This window comes from Mucilaginibacter gotjawali, from assembly GCF_002355435.1.
In the GTDB taxonomy this organism is placed as follows: Bacteria; Bacteroidota; Bacteroidia; order Sphingobacteriales; family Sphingobacteriaceae; genus Mucilaginibacter; species Mucilaginibacter gotjawali.
In genome coordinates, this window is record NZ_AP017313.1 from 4,339,847 (window position 1) to 4,362,555 (window position 22,709).

17 protein-coding genes and 1 pseudogene are annotated in these 22,709 nt (G+C 43.8%); 15 read left to right on the forward strand and 3 right to left on the reverse strand.

Features of this window, described 5'->3' with window-relative positions:
* Positions 1–148: 148 nt before the first annotated feature.
* Positions 149–1,468, reverse strand: a complete 1,320-nt coding sequence (locus MgSA37_RS19080) for an SGNH/GDSL hydrolase family protein (RefSeq protein ID WP_096354161.1) — start codon at positions 1,466–1,468, stop codon at positions 149–151.
* A gap of 18 nt (positions 1,469–1,486) precedes the next feature.
* A complete protein-coding gene (locus tag MgSA37_RS19085; RefSeq protein WP_096354163.1) occupies positions 1,487–2,707 on the reverse strand; it encodes an OmpP1/FadL family transporter in 1,221 nt (406 codons plus the stop codon).
* 229 nt (positions 2,708–2,936) lie between these two features.
* Between MgSA37_RS19085 and MgSA37_RS19090 the strand changes: the two genes are divergently transcribed.
* From MgSA37_RS19090 to MgSA37_RS19145, 12 genes and pseudogenes are all read left to right on the forward strand, one after another.
* Complete coding sequence (locus MgSA37_RS19090; protein WP_096354164.1) at positions 2,937–3,824, forward strand: helix-turn-helix domain-containing protein; 888 nt, start codon at positions 2,937–2,939, stop codon at positions 3,822–3,824.
* Between the two features lie 487 nt (positions 3,825–4,311).
* A complete protein-coding gene (locus tag MgSA37_RS19095; protein WP_096354166.1) occupies positions 4,312–6,108 on the forward strand; it encodes an acyl-CoA dehydrogenase family protein in 1,797 nt (598 codons plus the stop codon).
* Positions 6,109–6,249: 141 nt separating this feature from the next.
* Positions 6,250–6,993, forward strand: coding sequence for an electron transfer flavoprotein subunit beta/FixA family protein (locus tag MgSA37_RS19100; protein WP_096354167.1), 744 nt, complete (start codon positions 6,250–6,252; stop codon positions 6,991–6,993).
* Between the two features lie 212 nt (positions 6,994–7,205).
* On the forward strand, positions 7,206–8,180 hold the full coding sequence (locus tag MgSA37_RS19105) for an electron transfer flavoprotein subunit alpha/FixB family protein (protein WP_096354169.1): 975 nt from the start codon (positions 7,206–7,208) through the stop codon (positions 8,178–8,180).
* A 4-nt stretch (positions 8,181–8,184) separates the two neighbouring features.
* A complete protein-coding gene (locus tag MgSA37_RS19110; protein WP_096354171.1) occupies positions 8,185–8,637 on the forward strand; it encodes an acyl-CoA thioesterase in 453 nt (150 codons plus the stop codon).
* Between the two features lie 17 nt (positions 8,638–8,654).
* Positions 8,655–8,915 carry an acyl-CoA-binding protein gene (locus tag MgSA37_RS19115; protein WP_096354172.1) on the forward strand — a complete coding sequence of 87 codons (261 nt, stop codon included), beginning with the start codon at positions 8,655–8,657 and terminating at the stop codon, positions 8,913–8,915.
* A 247-nt stretch (positions 8,916–9,162) separates the two neighbouring features.
* A complete protein-coding gene (locus MgSA37_RS19120; protein WP_232010683.1) occupies positions 9,163–9,615 on the forward strand; it encodes a DUF2147 domain-containing protein in 453 nt (150 codons plus the stop codon).
* 49 nt (positions 9,616–9,664) lie between these two features.
* A pseudogene (locus MgSA37_RS19125) lies at positions 9,665–12,025 on the forward strand (3-hydroxyacyl-CoA dehydrogenase NAD-binding domain-containing protein); the annotation flags it as partial.
* Positions 12,026–12,050: 25 nt separating this feature from the next.
* Positions 12,051–13,226 (forward strand): acetyl-CoA C-acyltransferase, encoded by a 1,176-nt coding sequence (locus MgSA37_RS19130; protein ID WP_096354176.1) that lies wholly within the window; start codon positions 12,051–12,053, stop codon positions 13,224–13,226.
* Between the two features lie 246 nt (positions 13,227–13,472).
* Positions 13,473–15,296, forward strand: a complete 1,824-nt coding sequence (locus tag MgSA37_RS19135; RefSeq protein WP_096354178.1) for an AMP-dependent synthetase/ligase — start codon at positions 13,473–13,475, stop codon at positions 15,294–15,296.
* A 3-nt stretch (positions 15,297–15,299) separates the two neighbouring features.
* Entirely contained in the window at positions 15,300–16,079 is a 780-nt protein-coding gene (locus MgSA37_RS19140) for an enoyl-CoA hydratase/isomerase family protein (RefSeq protein WP_096354180.1), read from the forward strand.
* A 35-nt stretch (positions 16,080–16,114) separates the two neighbouring features.
* Entirely contained in the window at positions 16,115–16,996 is an 882-nt protein-coding gene (locus MgSA37_RS19145; protein ID WP_232010684.1) for an SDR family oxidoreductase, read from the forward strand.
* Between the two features lie 58 nt (positions 16,997–17,054).
* Here MgSA37_RS19145 and MgSA37_RS19150 read toward each other — a convergent pair whose 3' ends face one another.
* Positions 17,055–17,234, reverse strand: a complete 180-nt coding sequence (locus tag MgSA37_RS19150) for a hypothetical protein (protein WP_096354181.1) — start codon at positions 17,232–17,234, stop codon at positions 17,055–17,057.
* A gap of 411 nt (positions 17,235–17,645) precedes the next feature.
* Between MgSA37_RS19150 and MgSA37_RS19155 the strand changes: the two genes are divergently transcribed.
* The 3 genes from MgSA37_RS19155 to MgSA37_RS19165 are packed head-to-tail and all read left to right on the forward strand — an operon-like array spanning position 17,646 to position 22,662.
* Positions 17,646–20,120, forward strand: coding sequence for an SLBB domain-containing protein (locus MgSA37_RS19155; RefSeq protein WP_096354183.1), 2,475 nt, complete (start codon positions 17,646–17,648; stop codon positions 20,118–20,120).
* A 23-nt stretch (positions 20,121–20,143) separates the two neighbouring features.
* Positions 20,144–21,223, forward strand: a complete 1,080-nt coding sequence (locus MgSA37_RS19160) for a Wzz/FepE/Etk N-terminal domain-containing protein (protein WP_096354184.1) — start codon at positions 20,144–20,146, stop codon at positions 21,221–21,223.
* The gene (locus MgSA37_RS19165) at positions 21,214–22,662 is read left to right on the forward strand and encodes a lipopolysaccharide biosynthesis protein (RefSeq protein WP_096354186.1); all 1,449 of its coding nucleotides are present in this window, start codon (positions 21,214–21,216) and stop codon (positions 22,660–22,662) included. The genes MgSA37_RS19160 and MgSA37_RS19165 overlap by 10 nt, the downstream gene beginning before the upstream one ends.
* Positions 22,663–22,709 lie beyond the last annotated feature (47 nt).

Here is a 22,709-nt window from a genome sequence, read left to right on the forward strand (position 1 = left end):
TTAAATCGTGAAGGTTTTTTGGGGAAACGGTATTCAGGGAGAACAGCATAAAAGACACAAAACGCAAGAAGCCCCGGGAGTTTTATCCGGAGCTTCTCGTGTGCTATTTCTTACTATGTACCATGGACTATTGACCATGGACTTTACCCTACGGGAACTTAACGCCAGGGTAAGCGGCAACGTTGGTTTCGGGGATATTTGAACCGTATTTAGCGTTGATCGCGTCAATAAACTGGTTGGCGACAATGGCATACCCGCGCGGGGTAAGATGCACACCGTCTAACGAGAAAATACCGCCGCTGATATAGCCTGAGTTAAAGCCTACGCCATCAACAACCAGCCCGTACTGTTTAACATTATTAAGGAATGTATACGCATCAAATACAGCAAGGCCATGTGCCGCAGCCACAGATTTAATGGTGCTGTTAAAGGCAATAACATGATTGCGTGTTAAGGCAACTTCATTTTCATCCAGTACATATTGGTTATCAACCGGTGTATAAGGCGTTAAACCGTAAGGCAGCGGCCCGAAGGGCGTAGTTACAGGGGTACCGATCTTACTTGTTGGAAAGGTGAGAACGATCAGGTCGCTTGCTGTAGCAAGCCTTGGCGCATAAGTTGTGCCGGAAACCAAAGCGTTGATATAAATACCTTTTACTGACGGATTTGCCTGTTGCACGCCTGCAACAATAGCGCCAACCGTAACCGTGTTAAAATAAGGGATGGAAGTAACATCCGGAACGGTAGCCACAACGCCTTTAGCGCCCTTGGCTGTTAAAGTTCCGATAAGCAAATTATCAAGGGCTGCAAAAGTATTTGGGTCTGTTAATACATCGCCTGCGCCGCCAGAAGTTGCATAAGCAAGTGCATCATTATTACCTAACCAGTTTGAAAAGAAGGTAAACGGCTTGGCGGTAATAAATGCGAGGTAAGGCATGGTATTATTAGGTGCATCCTGGGGCAGTAGCCTTTCATAAAAACCATTCAGGTTGCCATAGGGAGCATAGGTGATCTGCAGTAATTTAATACCGGGTACGCCGTAGTTTTCAATGTCGCCGGTGTATTTGGTATATAAAGTTACATTTCCAAATCCGGGAACAGCGATCTGCCCCCTAACAGCGAGGTTCGACGTAACAGGAGTCAGATTAGGAGATCCAGCAGCGCTGAACCCTGCTAATTGCAGGTAACCGGAGCCATTGGCCTGGTCGCTGTTGAACAATGGCTGGTTAAATACGCCGCCGCCAACAGTTTGCATTTGTTTGGCTACGATTGAAGGATATGAATTCATCTGTCCGGCCAAATAAAGGCCGCCATCAGCATAACCTGCCGTAAGTGAATTACCAATAGAGATATACCTCGAAAAATCAGCCGCCCCGTTTGTTGGCTTCGGGGTTTTGATATCGGGCTTGCAGGCGGTTATTAATAATAAGCCTGCGATTATATAGTAGTGTTGTTTTAAAAATTTCATCTGCTTAAATATTAATGATTACCAGTGATAAGAAAGTGAGATACCCGGAATATATACATTAGTCTCATAGGTACCCGACAATTGGGTATAGGCATTGGTGGTTTGCCTGGCCAACAGGTGTTCAAATTCAAATGATGCATCCACATTAAGGTGACTGGCTATCTTGTAGCCTATACCGCCAGTAAAATAAACGCGGTTAGCGTCAGGCACCTGCGGTGAAACAAAATCAGCAGGTGCTGCAGCAGTGGCGTAACCTCCGCCAAAGCGCAAAGCCAATTTTGGACACCCCCTGTATTCGGCACCTGCACGTAAGGTATATGCCTGCTCGTAATTTTGCGGAAGAACGGTAGTGTTTATCGTTGACGATTTCTGCGCGTAAGTAAATGACAGGTTTTTAAACACGTCCCAGTTTACCTCGTTAGCGTCAATGGCGATGGTCCAGTTTGGTGAAGGATATAACCCGATACCTACTGAGTTGGTTGATGGCAACGGCACTTTTGACGTAAATGTATTAGGCGAAGGGAAATTGCCCTGTACCGATGGCGCCACCGAAAACATGGCGTTACCGTTAAAGCTGGTAGAAACACCACTTCGGTGCGAAAGACCAATAGTTACACCTGAAAGGGTTTTGAAGAATATACCAGCATTCCAGCCGTAGCCTTTGCCGGTACCGCTTAAATGGCCCTGTCCGTCGGCGCCTGCCGAATTTGAAATAGGAATAGCCTGGTGAAGGTCGATATCGGCGTGGTTATAAACAAAGCCGGCGCCTATGCTCAGGTAATCTGTTAGCTTAACACTTAGTGTAGGCTGAAAAAAGATGGTTTTCAGGTCGAGGCTTTCGAGCGCATATTTTCCCTGCCAGCTATCGCCCCAGTCAGTTAAACCGCCAAAGGGTGTATAAATACCCAAACCAAATTTCCAGAACGAATTTTTTGGCCCCCAAACGCCATAAAAGGTAAATGGCGTGGCAATTTTATTTGCTGTGCGGAAAGTGGCGTTTGAATTTGAAGGGTTAAACTCCGACATAAAAACCAGCGGACTAATGCCGGCTTGCACATAATTTTCGGGCAGCATGGCCACTGCACCCGGGTTAAAAAACACCGAAGCGCCGTCCTGTAAGGTTCCGGTGCCGGTATGTCCCATACCAATTTGCTTCTCGCCTTCCAGGTTCACCTGGAAACCTTGGGCAAACACCAAAACAGGCATTAGTGCAAGCACTAATAGTAGATATTTCTTCATAAAAATAAAATATTGAATGGTTTATAATGTGCAATTTGCAGGATCCAAAACCAGCAAAAGCAAAAAATAAAATTAGGTTGGATTTAAAAGAAAAAAAGGGCTATAATGCGGAGATATTAGTCAAAAAGTCGGAGAAAACAGATTTACGCCTTATCAGTTAAAAAAATTAATTATTAACGGGGTTTATTCCGTTATTGAAAAACAACAGAATATTTTATTTTTATCATAAATGAGTAAAAGAGTCGCCCGTTTAAGCTTATCAAAATTTGCTGACTTATACGCAGATAAATTAGCAGGACCTGATTTTTTCATCACCGATGAAAAGCAGTTGTTAAGCTTAAGTGAATTTCCTTACCGGTCTGACGGTTACATCATTGGTATTTGCACACGCGGACATGCCCGCGTTGAAGTAAACCTTCAGAATTACGAAGCCAGGCCCGACGCAATGCTTTTGGCTACCCCATTTCATGTTTTAAGGATCTATAACAGCAGCGAAGATTTTTTGTGCAGGTTTATTGTTTTTTCAAAAGCGTTTTTAACCGAAAACAATGTTAACAGCCACTTTTTGGAATCATTCAGCTATTTTAAAAGTGCTTCTATCCCTGTAATTTATCCCGAACATGCAGACGCGGCCGTGTTATTGGATATTTACCTGCAGATAAAACAAATTTTAGAGCGGGAGGACCATCCCTACCGCGTCGAAATATCACGAAGCATTCTCACCATGCTTTTGTACGAGGTGGCCTTTATTTACGAAAAACAACACCTTATTATTAAAGGCAAACAAACCCGCAAACAGGAGCTGAACGTATTGTTCCAGGAACTGGTATTCCATCATTATAAGGAACACCGGAATGTGCAATATTATGCTGATGCCCTTTTTGTATCGCCTAAACATTTAACAGAAACCATTAAGGAGGTAACCGGCCGGACTGCCGGTGAATGGATTGACGATGCTGTAGTGCTGGAAGCAAAGGTATTGCTACGCAATCACCAGATAAGCATCGCGCGCGTAGCCGAGAATATCCACTTTCCCGATCAATCGTCCTTCGGCAAGTATTTTAAAAAACATACCGGCATGTCGCCATCCGACTATCGTTTGGTTTCTTCTTATTAATATGCTCAGTTTTTATTAATACTTGATGCCAGCGTTCCACCGTTCCATTTTTTTACGCGCGGAACACCATGGAACGCTATGAAACACACTCATTATCAGCATGTTTCATATTTTATCAAATTATCATACTTCGCTAAGTAGCTGATAATCAATTCGTATCAAATTAACTTTTTTGTCAATACCGCTGTAATTTACTGATAATCAATTGTTTCCTATTTTACTTCTGCGCTGGCGCATTATTTACAGTCACTTTTCTTTCTTCCGACTTTTTGACTAATATCTCCGTATTGCAGCCCTTTCATTGGTTTAGCTACGGCTCTAATTTTACAATAATTATAAAAACTTAAAAAACGCCCCTATAGCGCTGTGCCTGATTTATTGAATTGCAAACAATTTTAGGATTGATGTTATTTATTTTTTAGCTGCTGCGGTTGGGCAATATAACAACGGTTTTAATTCGGACACTTAAAAATTAAAAGATACAACCATGAACGACGTTGAAAATGTTAAAGCCATTAAAGGTGGTGAGTTTTTGATCAGGGAAACAGCCGCCGAAAGTATTTTTATTCCTGAGGAATGGAATGAAGAGCAATTAATGATCGCTGAAACCTGCAACAATTTTCTCGCACAACATGTTACGCCTAACTTAAACAGGATCGACGCTCAGGAGGAAGGCTTAATGCCGCATTTGATGGATGAAGCGGGCGCTTTGGGGTTGTTAGGAATCTCCGTCCCCGAAGAATACGGTGGTTTCGGGAAAGATTTTAAGACCTCGATGCTGGTGACTGAGAAACTGGGTGCCGGTAACTCTTTTTCTGTAGCCTTTTCTGCACATTCAGGCATCGGCACATTGCCGATATTATACTATGGTAACGACGCTCAAAAACAAAAATATATTCCCAAACTGGCCAGCGGCGAATGGAAGGGCGCCTATTGCCTTACTGAACCCGGCTCAGGCTCCGATGCCAATTCCGGAAAAGCAAGGGCAAAGCTTACGGAGGATGGCAAACATTACCTCATTACCGGGCAAAAAATGTGGATCACCAATGCCGGCTTTGCTGATGTATTTACCGTATTTGCAAAAATTGACAATGATGAAAACCTGAGTGCTTTTATTGTTGAAAAAGATTTTGAAGGGCTCAGCCTGAATACCGAAGAACATAAAATGGGCATAAAAGGCAGCTCGACCCGCCAGGTATTTTTTAACGATTGCAAAGTACCGGTAGAAAACCTGCTGTCCGAACGCCAGAATGGGTTTAAAATAGCGGTTAATATCCTGAATATAGGCCGTATGAAATTGGGCGGTGGCACCGTGGGCGCAAGTAAAGAAGTCATCGGCATGGCGGTAAAGTATGCCAATGAACGCGAGCAGTTTGGCAGGGCCATTTCAAAATACGGCGCTATACGGCATAAACTTGCCCAGCAGGCCATCTTAACTTATGCTGCGGAATCTGCAGTTTATCGCGCCAGCCAAAACATGGAAGAAGCGACCGACATGCTGATCGAATCAGGTCTTGATGAAATAAAAGCAAAATTAAAAGGCACTGAACAGTTTGCCATTGAAGCGGCCATCATCAAAGTACATGCGTCCGAAGTACTCGACTATGTAGTTGACGAAGGCGTACAGATCTACGGCGGTATGGGATACAGCGCCGAAGCGCCTATGGAAAGGGCTTACCGCGACTCGAGGATCAACCGGATTTTTGAAGGCACTAACGAGATCAACCGGATGCTGACTGTGGATATGATGCTGAAACGCGCCATGAAAGGCGAGCTCGACCTGATGGGTCCTGCCCAAAAAGTAGCGGGCGAACTGATGAGTATCCCTGATTTCAGCGCCGGCGGCGAAGAAGGCTTGTTTACAAAAGAGAAAAAATACATCGCCAATTTCAAAAAAGCCATTTTGATGGTTGCAGGTGCGGCTGTTCAAAAACTGATGACCCAGTTGGCTAAAGAACAGGAAGTTTTGATGAACCTTGCCGATATGCTCATCGAGCTTTATGTAAGCGAATCGCTGCAGTTAAGGGTTGAAAAGCTGGTTGGCCTGCGCGGTGAAGAAAGCTGCAAAGAACAACTTGATATGATGCGGGTTTACATCAACGATGCGGCCGAAAAAATAGCCCGGTCGGGTAAAGAAGCCTTAAACTCATTTGCCGAAGGTGATGAAAAACGGATGATGATGATGGGACTGAAACGCTATACCAAAACTGATGACCTGAATACCACCCAGGCACGCCGGAATATCGCCGCAAAACTAATCGCTGAAAACAAATACTGTTTTTAAATAGCTGCAAAACCTAAAAATCAAATAACCAGTTCTTTGTGAACTTCGTGCCTCCTTTGTGTTCTTAGTGGTAAAAAATAACCACAAAGGGCACAAGGATTTTCACAAAGAGCACAAAGCGATACTAAAACCACATCTTAAATGAAGATATTAGTGTGCATCAGCCAGGTGCCGGATACCAGTACAAAAGCTGTTTTGAGAGACAACAATACCGCCGTTGAAAGCAACGGGGTTACCTACATCATCAACCCGTATGACGAATGGTACGGGCTTATCCGCGCTATCGAATTAAAGGAAACCGGCATCGCCGGCGAAATCGACCTGGTAACCGTAGGTAAGGCCAATACTGAACCGGTTATCCGGAAAGCACTGGCCCTGGGCGGCGATAAGGCCATCAGGATAGATGCTGATAGTAATGACCCTTATTTAACCGCAGTTTATATCGCAGATTATGCCAAAAGCGAGAATTACGACCTGATTCTTTGCGGAAAGGAATCAATAGATTATAACAACGGCACCGTTGGTTCCATGCTGGCTGAATTGCTCGACATGGATTACATCGGCTTTGCCACCGAAATTAAAACGGAAGGAAATACAGCTATCGTAAAAAGAGAGATTGAAGGCGGCGAAGAAACCGACACCTGTAATTTCCCTCTGGTGATCTCCTGTCAAAAAGGGGTTGCAGAGGCCCGGATACCTAATATGCGGGGCATTATGGCCGCGCGCACCCGGCCGCTGAACGTGATAACACCTGCAGCTATTGAACCTGTTACCTCTATTTTGTCGTACGAACTTCCGCCCGCCAAAGCAGGTGTAAAATTAGTTGATCCTGCTGACATGGATCAACTGGTAGAACTGTTGCATACCGAGGCCAAAGTAATTTGATCCTTAAATATTGAAGAGTTGAATAGCGACTGATGTTTCTTTAAAACAGCTTATTTATAAGGCGATGTTTTTAACACGAAGAAGGCACAAAGAACACAAAGAAAAAAAATTGAAAACTATTAATGCTCAGCGCTCTTTGTGCCTCCTCTGCGTATCTCCGTGTTAAAATCTAAAAATGATAATTATATAGAGTATTTAAATAATTGAAAAAAATGTCTGTAATTGTTTTTGTTGAACATGATGGCGGGGTCATCAAAAAGAAAAATTTCGAAGCGGTTCAGTATGCCTCGGGCATAGCCCAAAAAACCGGCGCTACCGTAACTGCGGTGATCCTTGGCACTATTGCTGACGCTGAAATTGAAAAACTGGGAGCATATGGCGCACAAAAAGTATTGCATGTTGATGATAACCGGCTGGATGAACTACATCCCCGCGCCTACACAACAGCCCTGTTAACAGCCATTGAAAAAGAAGACGCGAAAATAATTGTCGCCCTGAATGATATCAACGGCAGGGCAGTTGCGCCACGGGTAGCCGTAAAATTAAAGGCGGGCCTGGTAGCAGGCGCGCTCACCTACCCCGATATGGAGAAGGGTTTTCTGATAAAAAAAGCAGTTTACTCCGGTAAAGCGTTTGCTTATGTAAATATCACCAGCGATACAAAGGTGATCATGCTAATGCCCAATACTTTCCCAGTCGCCAAAACAGAGGGTAAAGCCACCATTGAAAAATTGCCGGTAAATTTTGGCGATAAGGATTTCGGCATAAAAGTAAAAGAAGTAAGTAAAGTAACCGGCGAAGTATCGCTTTCAGATGCGGCTTTGGTCGTGTCCGGTGGACGTGGGATGAAAGGCCCCGAAAACTGGTACCTGATTGAAGATTTAGCCAAAGAGCTGGGCGCGGCAACCGCCTGCTCGCGCCCGGTGTCCGACGCCGATTGGCGGCCCCATCACGAGCATGTGGGCCAAACCGGCGGCACTATCCGCCCCGACCTGTACATTGCGGTCGGCATTTCAGGCGCTATCCAGCACCTGGCAGGCGTAAACGGTTCCAAAACAATTGTGGTCATCAACCGCGACCCTGAAGCACCGTTTTTTAAAGCAGCAAATTATGGCGTTATTGGCGATGCCATGGAGGTTTTGCCAAGGCTGACCGAAGCAGTTAAAAAATTCAAACTACATAAATAAAATCATGACTTTTTTTTATGAAGGGCAAGTATTATGGGCGCAGATAGATGCTAACCAGCATATGCGGCACACTGCTTACGGTGATTTCGGTGCACAGGCCAGGTTAGGCTTGCTGGAGTACCTGGGCTTAACGCCGGCTGTGCTTTATGGCCACAAAGTCGGGCCGGTACTATTCAGGGAAGAGTTGATTTACCTGCGCGAGATCGGCATCAATGAGCATATAAAAGTAACCTGTGAAATTATAAAATCGCGTCCTGATGGTTCCCGTTGGTCAATGCGGCAGGAGCTTTACCGCGGGGATGGCGTAAAAGCGGCTATTATTGTTGCTGACGGCGCGTGGATCGATATGGAAAAACGAAAGCTTGCCATACTGCCACCTGACCTAATTGATTTATTTAAGCACGCCCCCAAAAGTCACGATTATATCGAAGAACCCAATAAACCCGTTATATCTTAAAGATCAACATTGTACCAATGGAACTAAAAGAAGCATTTGACAACGCAGTTGCGGCAAGTAAAACCCTGCCCGCCCGCCCCGATAACGAAACTTTATTGCAACTCTACAGCTTGTTTAAACAGGCCACTGAAGGCGATATCAACACCGGTAACCCGCCGGGGATGTTTGATTTTGTAGCCAAAGCCAAATACGACGCCTGGTTAAAATTAAAAGGAACGCCCCCTGAAAATGCCATGGAGCAGTACATCAGCCTGGTAAAGCAACTCGGTGAAAATTAATTTCCGAAATTTTGACAAATGTTTCCGCCATATAGCCCTTTGTTTTTCGCCGGTAAAAAGGATATTTGTTAATATAAGCCAATACTAAATTATTTTATTCTACCTGATCTGCTAATACTTTTTTATAAGTAAGCGTTTGCCTCGTTTTAATTGCACCGCAATATAAAATGAACGTTGATGTTTTGATGATATAAAAGATTTAAAGAACGCGGCAGGATATTTTTTTCACTTTTTATTAAACACTAAAATGATGTCGTTATTTAACAAAAAACATTTCCTGTTAGTGATTTTTTTGCTCACAGTATGCTGCGTAACCGTAGCGAAAGCCCAAACAGACCAGATTGAAGGGCAGTGGTACAATGATATCAAAAGCGCCAAAATATTGATCACTAAAGCCGCCAACGGTAAATTTTATGGCAAGGTAATTTGGCTGAAAGAGCCCTTAAAAAATGGTAAACCAAAGGTAGATGAGTTAAATGCCGATCCCAAATTGCGCTCAAGGCCGCGCCTTGGTTTACAGGTTTTGTCCGATTTTGTAAAAGACGGAGATATTAAATATACCGACGGTACCATTTACGACCCGCTTAACGGGAAGACCTATGCCTGCAATATCACTTATAAAGGTAAAACACTCGCCATCCGGGGATATATCGGCATTTCGCTTTTTGGACGCACCACCACCTGGTCGCGGGTCGAATAAATCAGTATAAATAAAACAAGCATAGTATAATGAGTGCTCAACGAGTAATAAAAAAGTAGCAGTATTAGGTTCAGGTGTTATGGGTAGCCGCATCGCCTGTCACTTTGCAAATATTGGCGTCCAGGTTCTTTTATTGGACATTGTGCCAAAAGATGCCCCTGCAGGCGATAAAAAAGCCCGCAATAAAATTGTGAATGATGCGCTGGAGTTCGCCTTAAAATCAAACCCCTCGCCCATCTATCTTAAATCATTCGCCAAAAGGATAAGCACCGGTAATTTTGAAGATGATATGCCCAAAATTGCTGAATGCGATTGGACAATTGAAGTAGTGGTTGAACGCCTGGATATCAAACAAACCGTATTTGAATCTGTTGAAAAATTCAGGAAACCGGGCACGCTCATCACATCCAACACCTCCGGCATCCCCATCCATTTAATGGCAGAGGGCCGCAGCGAAGATTTCAGGAAAAACTTTTGCGGCAGCCATTTCTTTAACCCGCCGCGCTATTTAAAGTTGCTGGAGATCATCCCCACAAAAGATACTTCGCCCGGTGTGGTGAACTTTTTACTGGAGTTTGGCGAGAAGTTCCTCGGCAAAACCACCGTATTAGCTAAAGATACCCCTGCATTTATTGGTAACCGTATCGGCGTTTTCAGCATCATGAGCCTGCTGCATTACGTACAAAAAACCGGCTTGACTGTTGAAGAAGTGGATAAACTGACGGGCCCCGTCATCGGTCACCCAAAATCGGCAACCTTCCGCACCAACGATGTGGTAGGGTTGGATACGATGGTGCATGTTGCCAACGGTTTATTTAAAAATGCACCGGATGACGAAGCAAACGAACTTTTTGAAATCCCCGATTTTGTAAACCGGATGCTTACCAATAACTGGCTGGGAAGCAAAACCGGGCAGGGTTTTTATAAAAAGGAAAAGGTGGATGGCGTAAACCAGTTTTATGCGCTCGACCTGAAATCGCTCGATTACAAGCCCTCCCAAAAAGTAAAATTCGCTGCTTTAGAGACAACTAAAACCGTTGAAAGCCTGAAGGACAGGCTAAAAATATTATTTGCATCAAAAGATAAGGCGGGTGATTTTTACCGCGCTACCTCCTACCAGCTTTTTGCCTATTCGAGCAAACGCATTCCCGAAATTGCGGATGAACTTTACAAAATAGATGCCGCCATGAATGCCGGTTTCGGCTGGGAAATGGGTCCGTTTGAAAAATGGGACGCCCTGGGTGTGGAAGATACTGTAAAGGAGATGGAAGCAAGTAGCAATAAACCTGCAAAATGGGTTTACGATATGCTTGAATCGGGAGCGAAAAGCTTTTATGTGATCGAGAATGGTAAACGGATGTATTATGATATTCCATCGAAGGCTTACAAAGTAATTCCGGGGACAGAAGATTTCATTTTACTAAAAAATATCACTGCTACAAATACCGTATGGAAAAACAGCGGCAGCACCATTACCGATATCGGTGACGGCATCCTGAACCTGGCTTTCCACACCAAGATGAATACGATAGGCGGCGAAGTGATTGAAGGCATTAACAAAGCCATTACACTTGCCGAGGCCGGCTATAAAGGCCTGGTGATCTCGAACGAGGGCGCCAACTTCAGCGCCGGAGCCAATGTAGGGATGATATTTATGATGGCGGTGGAACAAGAGTTTGATGAACTGAACGCGGTGATCAAAGCATTCCAGAATACGATGATGCGCATCCGCTATTCATCCATCCCGGTAGTAGCCGCGCCGCACCAGATGGCTTTAGGCGGGGGATGCGAAATGTGCCTCCATGCCGATAAAGTAGTCGCTCATGCTGAACTGTATATGGGTTTGGTTGAATTTGGGGTGGGATTGATCCCCGGCGGCGGCGGCACCAAAGAGTTTGCTCTTCGCCTGTCGGACGAATTGCAGGATGGTGATATCGAAGTAAATAATTTCAGGGAGCGCTTTTTAACCATCGGCCAGGCCAAAGTCTCTACCTCTGCTTATGAGGCCTTTGAATTTGGCTACCTCAAAAAAGGCCGCGATGTGGTGGTGGTTTCGCAAAACAGGCTGCTTGCCGAGGCCAAACGTCATTGCCTGCAAATGGCCGAAGACGGCTATACACAACCCGTTCAGCGAACTGACATAAAAGTGCTGGGTAAACAGGCCCTTGGCCTGGCTTATGTTGGTGCAAATACCATGTACAGCGGCAATTACATCAGCGAGCATGATGTAAAGATCTCGCAAAAACTGGGATACGTATTGTCTGGCGGCGATTTATCGCAACCGTCGCTGGTGAGCGAAAGCTACCTGCTCGACCTGGAAAGAGAAGCATTTCTTTCCCTATGCACCGAAAAGAAAACGCTGGAACGCATTCAATCCATCCTTACAGGTGGCAAAGTGCTTAGAAACTAATTTTTAACCGAAAAAAACAAGATAAATGAACGCATATATTGTTGCAGCCAGCCGCAGTGCTATCGGTAAAGCCACCCGTGGTGGTTTCAGGTTTACCCGGCCGGATACGCTTGCTGCCGACGTCATCAAACACCTTTTATCCACCGTACCCAATGTGGATAAGGAGCAGATAGAGGATGTAATTGTAGGCAACGCGACACCCGAAGCTGAACAGGGGCTTAATGTGGCAAGGTTGATCTCTTTAATGGCTTTGGATACCGATAAAGTTCCGGGGATGACCGTTAACCGGTATTGTGCCTCGGGTTTGGAAACTATAGCCATAGCGTCCGCTAAAATTCATAGCGGTATTGCCGATTGCATTATTGCCGGCGGTGTGGAAAGCATGAGCCTGCTGCCCATGGGCGGCTGGCGGATAGTACCCAATGCTGACGTTGCCCTGGCACACCCTGATTATTACTGGGGCATGGGCCTCACTGCTGAAGCGGTGGCAAAAGAATACAATATCGGCCGCGAAGAGCAGGATCAGTTTGCATTCAATTCGCACCAAAAAGCCATCAGCGCTATAAAGGAAGGAAAATTTAAGGATGAAATTGTGCCGGTGAACATTACCGAAATTTATATAGATGAAGCCGGAAAAAAGAAAAAAAGAGAGTTTAAGGTAGATACTGATGAAGGCCCGCGTGCCGATACTTCGCTGGACGCTTTAGCCAAACTGAAGCCTGTGTTTAATGCCAAAGGAGTGGTTACAGCCGGAAATTCATCCCAAACAAGCGATGGTGCCGCTTTTGTAATGGTGGTTAGCGAAAAGTTTTTAAAACAAAACAACCTGAGGCCCATAGCGCGGCTGGTGAATTACGCCGTTGCCGGCGTGCCCCCGCGCATAATGGGTATCGGCCCGCTGGAAGCCATTCCAAAAGTATTGAAAGCTGCAGGACTGAAGCAACAGGACATGGATTTGATCGAGCTGAACGAAGCATTTGCTTCCCAGTCGCTTGCGGTAATAAAAGGACTGGAACTCAACCCTGAAATCATTAATGTTAACGGCGGAGCGATTTCATTGGGCCACCCGCTGGGATGCACCGGGGCGAAGCTCTCGGTCCAGCTTTTTAATGAGCTGAAACGACGGGATAAAAAATACGGCATGGTAACCATGTGCGTTGGCACAGGCCAGGGCGCCGCAGGAATTTTTGAACTATTATAATTAAATAAAACGTGTTTAGCGATTGAAAAATGATAAAATGAAGTAGCTTTTAAAGCTTGGGCTGTGCGATTCCCCTCTTGAGAGGCCTGCCTGCCGGCAGGGGTGGAGGGGTGTATTAAGCCGCATGATGGCGAACACACCCCCGCCACTGCACTTCCCAACGCACCCCCTCTCGAGAGGGGAGTTTCATAAGTTAACATTGTCAATGTCGCTTGAAGGGTTTAAATAAAGTATTTTAATAAAAAAATGGCAACAGCAGAAAAAGCCCTGAGATTATTCGATTGCATGGCGGTGCAGGCAAAAGAACCCAGACCCGATCTTTTAAATGCCAAAGTAAATGGCGTTTGGCAGTCATACAGTACCCAACAGGTACATGATATGGTTTACCAGTTAGCCATTGCGCTGTTGAAATATGGCATTTCACAAGGGGATGGTACCGCTGAGGGCCGCGATAAAGTGGGCCTGATCAGCAGCGGCAGGCCCGAATGGATCATTACCGATCTGGCCGTTCAGCAAACGGGGGCAGTATTGGTTCCTTTGTACCCCAATACCAATGCTAAAGAAATTGAACAGATCCTGATCGAAGCTGAAGTAAAGATCATGTTTATCAGCAACAGGGAGTTATATGACAAGGTAAGCAGCATCCGTAACAATATCCCTTCGCTTAAAGCTATTTATACTTTTGATCAGTTACAGGATTGCGCCAACTGGACCGAACTGTTAAAACCCATAACAGCAGATGAAAAAAAGAATCTGCAGGATATAAGCGACAAGATTGGTGAAAATGATATCACTACCATTATTTATACCTCCGGCACTACCGGCAGGCCTAAAGGGGTGATGCTTACGCATAAAAACATTGTGAGTAATGCGATGGCCTCCGGCGATGTGCTTGCGCAGATCCCGATTGAAGAGCGCCGGGCATTCAGCTTCTTGCCGGTGAACCACATATTTGAAAAAATGTGCTCTTATATCTATCTTTTCTTTGGCTTTTCCATCTATTACGCCGAAAGCATGGATACCATCGGTCCTAATATTAAGGAAGTGCAACCCTATATTTTTACCGCTGTGCCCAGGGTACTTGAAAAAGTGTTCGAAAAAATTATTGCCGAGGGAAAAAAGCTAAGCGGAATAAAGAGTAAAATATTTTTATGGTCGATAAAGATCGCCGATCACTTCGACTTGAATGGTAAGAGTGCCTGGTATAAATTCATCCATGGCATCGCCGATAAACTCGTTTACAGCAAATGGCGCGCAGCTTTGGGTGGCAACGTCAAGGCTATTGTTGTCGGTAGTTCTGCCTGCCCTATCCGGCTGGAGCGGATATTTACCGCTGCCGGGATCGTTATTTTAGAGGGATACGGGCTAACCGAAACATCGCCTGTTATTTCTGTTAATAACTACAACCCCGAAAAAAGAAGGTTTGGCACCGTAGGGCCGTTATTACGCGATGTGCAGGTAAAAATTGCAGAGGATGGCGAGATCCTTTGCAAGGGCCCCAATGTAATGCCCGGCTATTATAAAAACCCGGAACTTACCGCCGAAGTTTTGCAGGACGGATGGTTCCATACCGGCGATATTGGCGAGCTTGATAAAGATTCATTCCTGAAGATTACTGACCGTAAAAAAGAAATTTTTAAAACTTCCGGTGGAAAATACGTAGCGCCCCTGCCCATCGAAAATAAAATGAAGGAAAATTATTTTATTGAACAAATGATGGTGGTTGGCGCCGGCAGGAAATTTGCATCGGCGCTGATCGTACCTTCCTATGCCAACCTGGTTCCCTGGTGCAAAAAAAATCATATCCCGGATATGGCAAAGGAAGAAATGGTTAAAGACAGCCGGATTATCGCCATGTATCAATCTATCCTTGAGGGCTTCAACCCTGAATTTAATCGCGTTGAGCAGATCAAAAGGTTCGTGATCCTTCCCGACGAATGGACGGTTGATACCGGTGAGCTTACCCCTACCGGTAAAATGCGCCGCAAGATCATTACTGAAAAATATAACGCCGAAATAGAAGAGATGTATGCTGACCAGGCAGACTTAACCGCGAACCCCGATAAATAAGAGATGGAAACCATACAAATTGCCGTAAATGACAAAATCGCGGTAGTTACCCTTGACAGGGGCCGCTCCAACCCGATTAACCACCAAATGGTGAAGGAACTCACGAATTGCATAAAAGACCTGGAAAATGACGACCGGGTTGGCGGGGTAATATTAACCGGCAAAGAGGGCTTTTTCTCCTCCGGCGCCGACCTGATGGAAGTTTACGGGTACGATGAACAACAGGCCAGGGCATTCTGGACCGATTTTTTTGCCCTGCAATCCACACTGATCGCTTTTAAAAAACCAATAGTGGCTGCACTTAGCGGGCATAGCCCGGCAGGCGGATGTGTACTGGCCGTTTGCTGCGATTACCGTTTAATGGCTGAAGGAGAATACATCATCGGCTTAAATGAAATTCCGGTGGGCATCATAGTCCCTGAGGGGATCTTTAAAGTATATGCTTTCTGGATCGGCAAGCAAAAAGCCTATCAATTTTTGTTAGAAGGAAAACTCGTTAAAGTGAATGAAGCCCTTCAAATCGGCCTGATAGATGAAGTTTGTCAGGCCGAAGACCTGCTGGCACAGGCAGAAAAAAAGGTAAAAACATATATGCAGTTTAACCCGGTTACGTGGAGCCAGAGCAAACTAAACCTGAGGCAGGAACTGATCAGCGACTCAAATACGGATCAAAGCGCGACACTTAACCAGATGCTGAAACAATGGTGGGCGCCCGAAACAAGAGCCACGCTGGAAGTGATCATCCAAAACTTAAAAGCAAGAAGTTCTGCTCCTAAAAAATGACCCGGAAGGGTTAATATCGATAAACAACATACACAATGGAACAAAAACAGCAAGCTGCCGGTGGCATGTTAAAAGAGGATGCCCTGAAGGGAAAAACCATCATTATAACTGGCGGAGGCACCGGTTTGGGCAAAGCCATGGGCACTTATTTTTTACAACTAGGGGCCAATTTGGTAATCACCAGCCGTAAACTGGATGTGTTAAAACAAACCGCCGCCGAAATGGAAGCTGCCACAGGCGGAAAAGTATTGGCCGTTGCCTGTGATGTGCGCAAGTATGAGGAAGTTGAAAACATGCTCAACGAGTCCGTTAAAGTTTTTGGGGGCGTTGACGCCCTGCTGAATAACGCTGCGGGTAACTTTATCTCACCTACCGAGCGTTTGTCGGCAAACGCATTTTCAGCTATCATTGATATTGTGTTAAAGGGATCGGTGAATTGCGCGCTGGCCCTGGGCAAATATTGGATCAGCAAAAAAAGACCGGGTAATATCATCAATATCGTAACTACCTATGCCTTTACCGGATCAGCTTATGTGGTGCCATCAGCTTGCGCAAAAGGCGGCGTTTTGGCCATGACCAGGTCGCTGGCGGTTGAGTGGGGCCGGCACGGCATCCGCTGCAATGCGATAGCGCCCGGGCCTTTCCCTACAAAGGGCGCCTGGGACCGTTTATTGCCCGGCGAAATGGCAGAAAAATTTGATTTTAAAAACCGCGTTCCACTAAAACGCGTTGGCGAACACCAGGAACTGGCTAACCTGGCAGCTTTCCTTGTTTCCGATTTTTCGGGCTATATTAATGGCGAGGTGATCACGATTGATGGCGGCGAATGGCTGCAGGGAGCCGGTCAGTTTAACGCACTTGAAATGGTACCTGATAAAATGTGGGACAGCATTGAGCAAGCAACCCGGAAAGCATAAAAAAGCCACCGGTGAGACGACATTGTCTGGCCGGTGGCTTTAAAATTCCAAATACTATTTAGCGTGCGTTTTGAAGATAGGATTCGATGATCTTGTCATAAATCCCGACGTTAATTTTTTTGTTTTTCAGATCTTCTTTTGAAATATCATATTTTTTTGACCAATAGTCTACCTCGGAATTTTCCTTAACCTGCTTCTTTTCATTTTCAGGAATTTCGATGTCGGTGCGGTTTTTCATGATATACTGATTAATATTTTGTGTTAAAATTATGTTATGTTGCTTGTTATTAGGGTGTTCTAAAAATCAGACTTATAACACTAACAACTCTTAAAAATACCGGTTTGTTTGTATAGTTATCATTACTATTATGTTAAGGAATTGTTAACAGTATTGTTTCTTTGTGTTAACCCGGGTCCTTCCCCTTTTGCAAATTGAACAAAAGATTTTTTCGGGCGGTCGTAGCCAAAATAAAGCATTTAAATGTCTACCTTCGCAGACCTTGAAAATTTAAAAAAAACGCCGTTTAACCTGTATTACAATACATTATGAATTCCCTGCCATCGATTTAAAAATTTCGACCTATTTTTAGGTCATTTTGTAAAACAAATTACGGTCTCAGATGTTCAAGGTTTGCATTGATCATTTAACATGAAATATTTAAAATTCACTTTAATAGTAGCTATACTTTTTATTTGTTGTATAATCACCATTCCGGGTTTTGCCCAAAGCATCCCGCAAAACCTCTCGGGGGTAAATATTAGTGACCTTACTGACGCCCAGATTCAGCAAATCATTCAGCAAGCCCAGGCATCAGGCTTAAGTGACAGCCAGTTGGTCCAACAGGCGCAAAACAGGGGACTAACGGCTGACCAGGTTCAACTTCTTCAGCAACGTATTGCCGATTACCGGAAAACGCATAATGCGCCGCCGGGGGATGATACCACTCAAAATCAGCCCAGGAGGCTCAATTATCAGCAGGATACCTCTAACAGGCCAAAAAGGGTGAATGCCGCGCAAATGGCCGCCCATTCGAGAATCTTTGGCGCCGATCTTTTCAGAAATGGGAATCTAACATTCGAGCCGAATTTACACATGGCCACCCCGGTAAATTACGTACTTGGCCCTGACGACCAGGTGGATATAAATGTTTATGGCAACTCATTGATCAACTGGAAATTGAATGTTTCGCCAGAGGGCAACATTAATATCCCCGGAATTGGTTTACTGAATGTTTCGGGCAAAACCATTGAACAGGCTACCGCGTCCATCAAAAGCAAATTGGCGGCAAACAATTACGCCATTGGCCGCGGCACCAGTGTGCAGGTGAATTTAGGGAACATCAGGAGCATTAAAGTTATTATAGTAGGCGAAGTGCAAAAACCCGGTACTTATACCCTCCCTTCGTTGGCTACCGTGTTTAATGCCTTGTATTCCGCTGGAGGGCCAAACGATAAGGGCTCATTCAGGCAGATCGAAGTGATCAGGAATAACCACGTTGTAAGGCGGCTTGACATTTATGATTTTTTAGTTAAAGGCGAAACCAGGGATAACATAGGCTTGCAGGACCAGGATATTATACGCGTGCCCACCTATAAGGTAAGGGTTGAAATGGACGGAATGGTAAAAACCCCGGCATTGTTTGAAGTTCTGCCCGGCGAAAGCCTCCATGATGTGATCAGGTTTGCCGGCGGCTTTGCGGATGAAGCCTATACGGCCATCGTAAAAGTCTCGCAGATAAGCGATCAGCAACGCCGGATAACAGATGTGCCCGAAAGCGATTACAATAACTATATACCGCTTCGCGGCGACATTTATACGGTGGGAAGTATCATTAACCGTTTTGAAAACCGCGTTACTATAAATGGCGCGGTTTTCAGGCCAGGACAGTTTGAGTTGCAAAAAGGATTAACCTTATCGCAACTGATCGCAAAAGCGGCGGGATTAAAAGAAGATGCGTTTATGGGTACAGGCACCATTACCCGGCTTAAACCAGATAACAGCTCAGAAATTATATCCTTCAATTTAGCAGATGTGGTCAACAAAACAGCTCCAGATATACTTTTACAGCGGGAGGACGTAGTTAACATCTCTTCTATATTTGACCTGCGCGATAAATATATCGTATCAATTAAAGGTGATGTAAGGCGTTCAGGAGATTTTGCGTACGCCGACAGCATGAGTGTGGAGGATTTGATCATACAAGCCGGCGGCTTTGTAACCGGCGCCAGCCCCAAACGAATAGAGGTTGCCCGCAGAGTGAATGACAGCGACCCGAAATCAAAAAGCAGCAAAGTTGCCGATGTTTTTAGTATTGACGTTGATGCCGACTTAAAAAACGGTAAGGTTAATTTTAAATTAAAGCCGTTTGATATTGTTTCAGTTTACTCATTACCCGGCTATGAGAACCAAAGAACGGTAAAAGTTGAAGGTGAAGTGCTGTATCCCGGTTATTACACTATCCAGCAGAAAAACGAAAAAGTATCAGACATCATCGTGCGTGCAGGTGGTTTAACCGCGTCAGCAGACGCTGAAGGCGGAACGTTAAAAAGAGATAACATTGCCATTTTGGGCATTGATAAGTATAAAACGGATACTACCGGCATAGCGAAGGAACGCGTTGACCGTTTAAAAAGACTAAAGGTGGCTTACAAAGATTCCACATCAAATGAAAACCTGCAGTTTAGAAATGACTATGTCGGCATTGACCTGCCGGCTATACTTAAAAAGCCGGGCACGGGTATTGACCTGATATTGGAGGATGGTGACGTTATCAGGATACCCAAACAGGAACAAGTGGTTAGGGTAAATGGCGAAGTACTTTATCCGAGCGCCATCGTTTACAATAAAAATAAAACTTTTGACGGCTATGTTTATAATGCAGGAGGTTATTCGCCTGAAGCTTTAAGACACGGGGCCTATGTAGTTTACCCTAACGGCACTGTAAAAGGCACCAGAAAATTCCTGTTTTTTAATAATCACCCGGCTGTAAAACCCGGAAGTGAGATCTATGTTCCCAAAAAACCGGTAAGGCGCGGCCTCTCACCAACAGAGCTTATTGGTATTACATCAGGGCTTGCTTCAATAGCTGCAGTAATTTTAGGAATCATCAGCCTGCATAAATAATTATATTAATTGATCAGATCCTTATGAACCAGGGAGACCAGGAAAAGAAAATAAATAACTCGCACGAAATATCTGTTAAAGATATTTTAATGAACATACATTCGGCTATACGGTTCCTTAAAAGCAAATGGCTAGTCATTCTGATTTGCGCAATTTTGGGGGGTGCAACAGGTCTTATTTACTCCATTTTTAAAAAGCCGCAATACAGGGCGGTTTATACTTTTGTTCTTGAGGAAAACGAAAAAGGAGGATTAGGCCAATATGCAAATTTAGCATCAATCGCCGGTATTGACCTGGGTTCAGGCGGAGGCGATATTTTTCAGGGTGAAAATATTCTCGAATTATACAAATCGCGCACGATGATAGAAACAGCATTGCTCAGCACCGCTGTTTTTAATGGAAAAACTCAAAAACTTATCGACCGGTACGTGGAATTTAATAAACTCCGCAAAAAATGGGACGAAAAAGCACAACTTAAGGGTATCAATTTTAATGGAGATCCCGCACATTTTAATCGTCAGCAGGATAGTATAATTATTGATTTAGTATTAAAATTTAATAATGAGGTATTAAGCGTAGTAAAGCCCGATAAAAAATTGAGCATTATAGAGGTCAACGTATTCTCACACGACGAATTATTTGCAAAAGAGTTTGCCGATAATATAGTTAGTACAGTAAATAGTTTTTATGTGCAAACCAAAACAAAAAAACTATTGCAAAATGTAGGTGTTATGCAAAAGCAAGCCGACAGTGTAAAATCAGTGCTCAACAAGTCAATATCGGGCGTCGCGGAGGCTGTAGATGCATCTCCAAATGCCAATCCATTAATGTCAGTTTTGCGGACCTCTTCTCAAAAAAAGCAGGTTGATGTTCAGGCAAGCACGGCAATTTACGCTGAACTTGTAAAAAACCTGGAACTCTCAAAAATACAACTCCGGAAAGAAACGCCTTTGATACAAGCTATCGATATGCCTTTATTACCTTTGTTTGTAAGCAAATTGGGGAAAATTAAAGCTATTATAATTGGATTTATTTTAGCGATGTTTTTATCGGCATGCTGGTTGTTATTTAAAAAGTTATTAGCAAGTTTTAAATGGAAATAAAAAAAAGACTTGTTTTATTAAATGTTATTACCTCAGGCGGCCAGGTTGTTTTTATAGGATTGGTTTATTTCCTGTTATATAAATATCTTTTATCAAAGCTTGGTGTCGAGCTATTGGGGGTTTGGTCAGTGGTATTATCAACATCATCGCTTGCAAACCTTGCAAATTTCGGCGTGGCCGATTCTGTGATCAGGTTTGTTGCTTTATTTACTGCGGAAAAAGATGATTTAAAAATCAAGCAACTGATCTTCACTTCAACCATTTTTTTAACTGTTTTATTCATACTGATCGCTGCAATAATTTATCCCTTTGCCGATTTGATTTTAACAGGCGTTTTGCCTGCTAAGTATATAAAGCAAGGTCTTAGCATTTTGCCTTATTCCTTGATTTGTTTGGTTATAAATGCTGTAAACGGTATTTATGCTTCAGTACTGGACGGCATGCAAAGAAATTATATCCGCAATATGATATTTAGTGCTTCATCAATTCTCCTGTTAGTGGGCACCTACGTATTAGTCCCTTTATTTCATTTAAAAGGAGTAGCTTTCGCCCAGGTAGGCCAGTCGATTTTTACTGCAATAACATGTTTAACACTCATCGTTTTCCGATTGAAATATAACCCCTTTAAATGGAATTGGAGCAAGGTTATCTTTAAGCAAATATTTAGTTACGGGATGAAATTCCAGTTTATTTCATTAGCGGCAATGGTAAATGAGCCCATAATTAAAATTTTATTGGGCAAATTTGGAGGTATGGCGTTTGCAGGCTATTACGAAATGGCTAACCGGTTGTTGTCACAAGCCAGGGGAGTAATTGTTAGCGCCACACAAAGTTTAGTCCCTGTATTGGTAAATGTGTCAAAGGGCGACGTGCCCATATTCTATAAAAGGGTTTTTTCCAACGTCGTATTTTTCTCATTAGCTGTTGTCTGTATTATAGTGCCGGCAGGCAGGTTAATTTCTTTTTATTGGATAGGCCATTACGAACATGTATTTTATGTTACCCTGGTATTGCTGGCATTCAGTACGTTTATTAATTTGCTTATCACGCCATCCTATTTCTACTATATCGCTAAAGCTAATTTAAACATCCTTATTAAAACACATTTGATGCTAAGCTTTTCAAATGTGTTGATTGGCGCCATAGTCGGGTATTTTTTTGGAGGATATGGCGTGGTGTGCGGCTGGTTTTTAGCAACAATTATCGGGTCATTTTACCTCATGACTTTCTTTAACAAAGACCACGACATAGTTTTTAAAACGCTAATCATGGCAAGCGATGTTTATTATTTTATAGTACTCATTAGTATCGTTTTAATAAACGTTTTCTTCTTCAAGTCTAATTTTAAAATCATTGATCCGATTGTCTTGTTAATTATTATATCAATTACAGTATATTATTTTATGAAATATAAATTTGCTGAAATCCGTCGCACATGATTTTTTTTAAACGTAAGTTTCGTAAAATCAGCAATTTACTTTTTTGT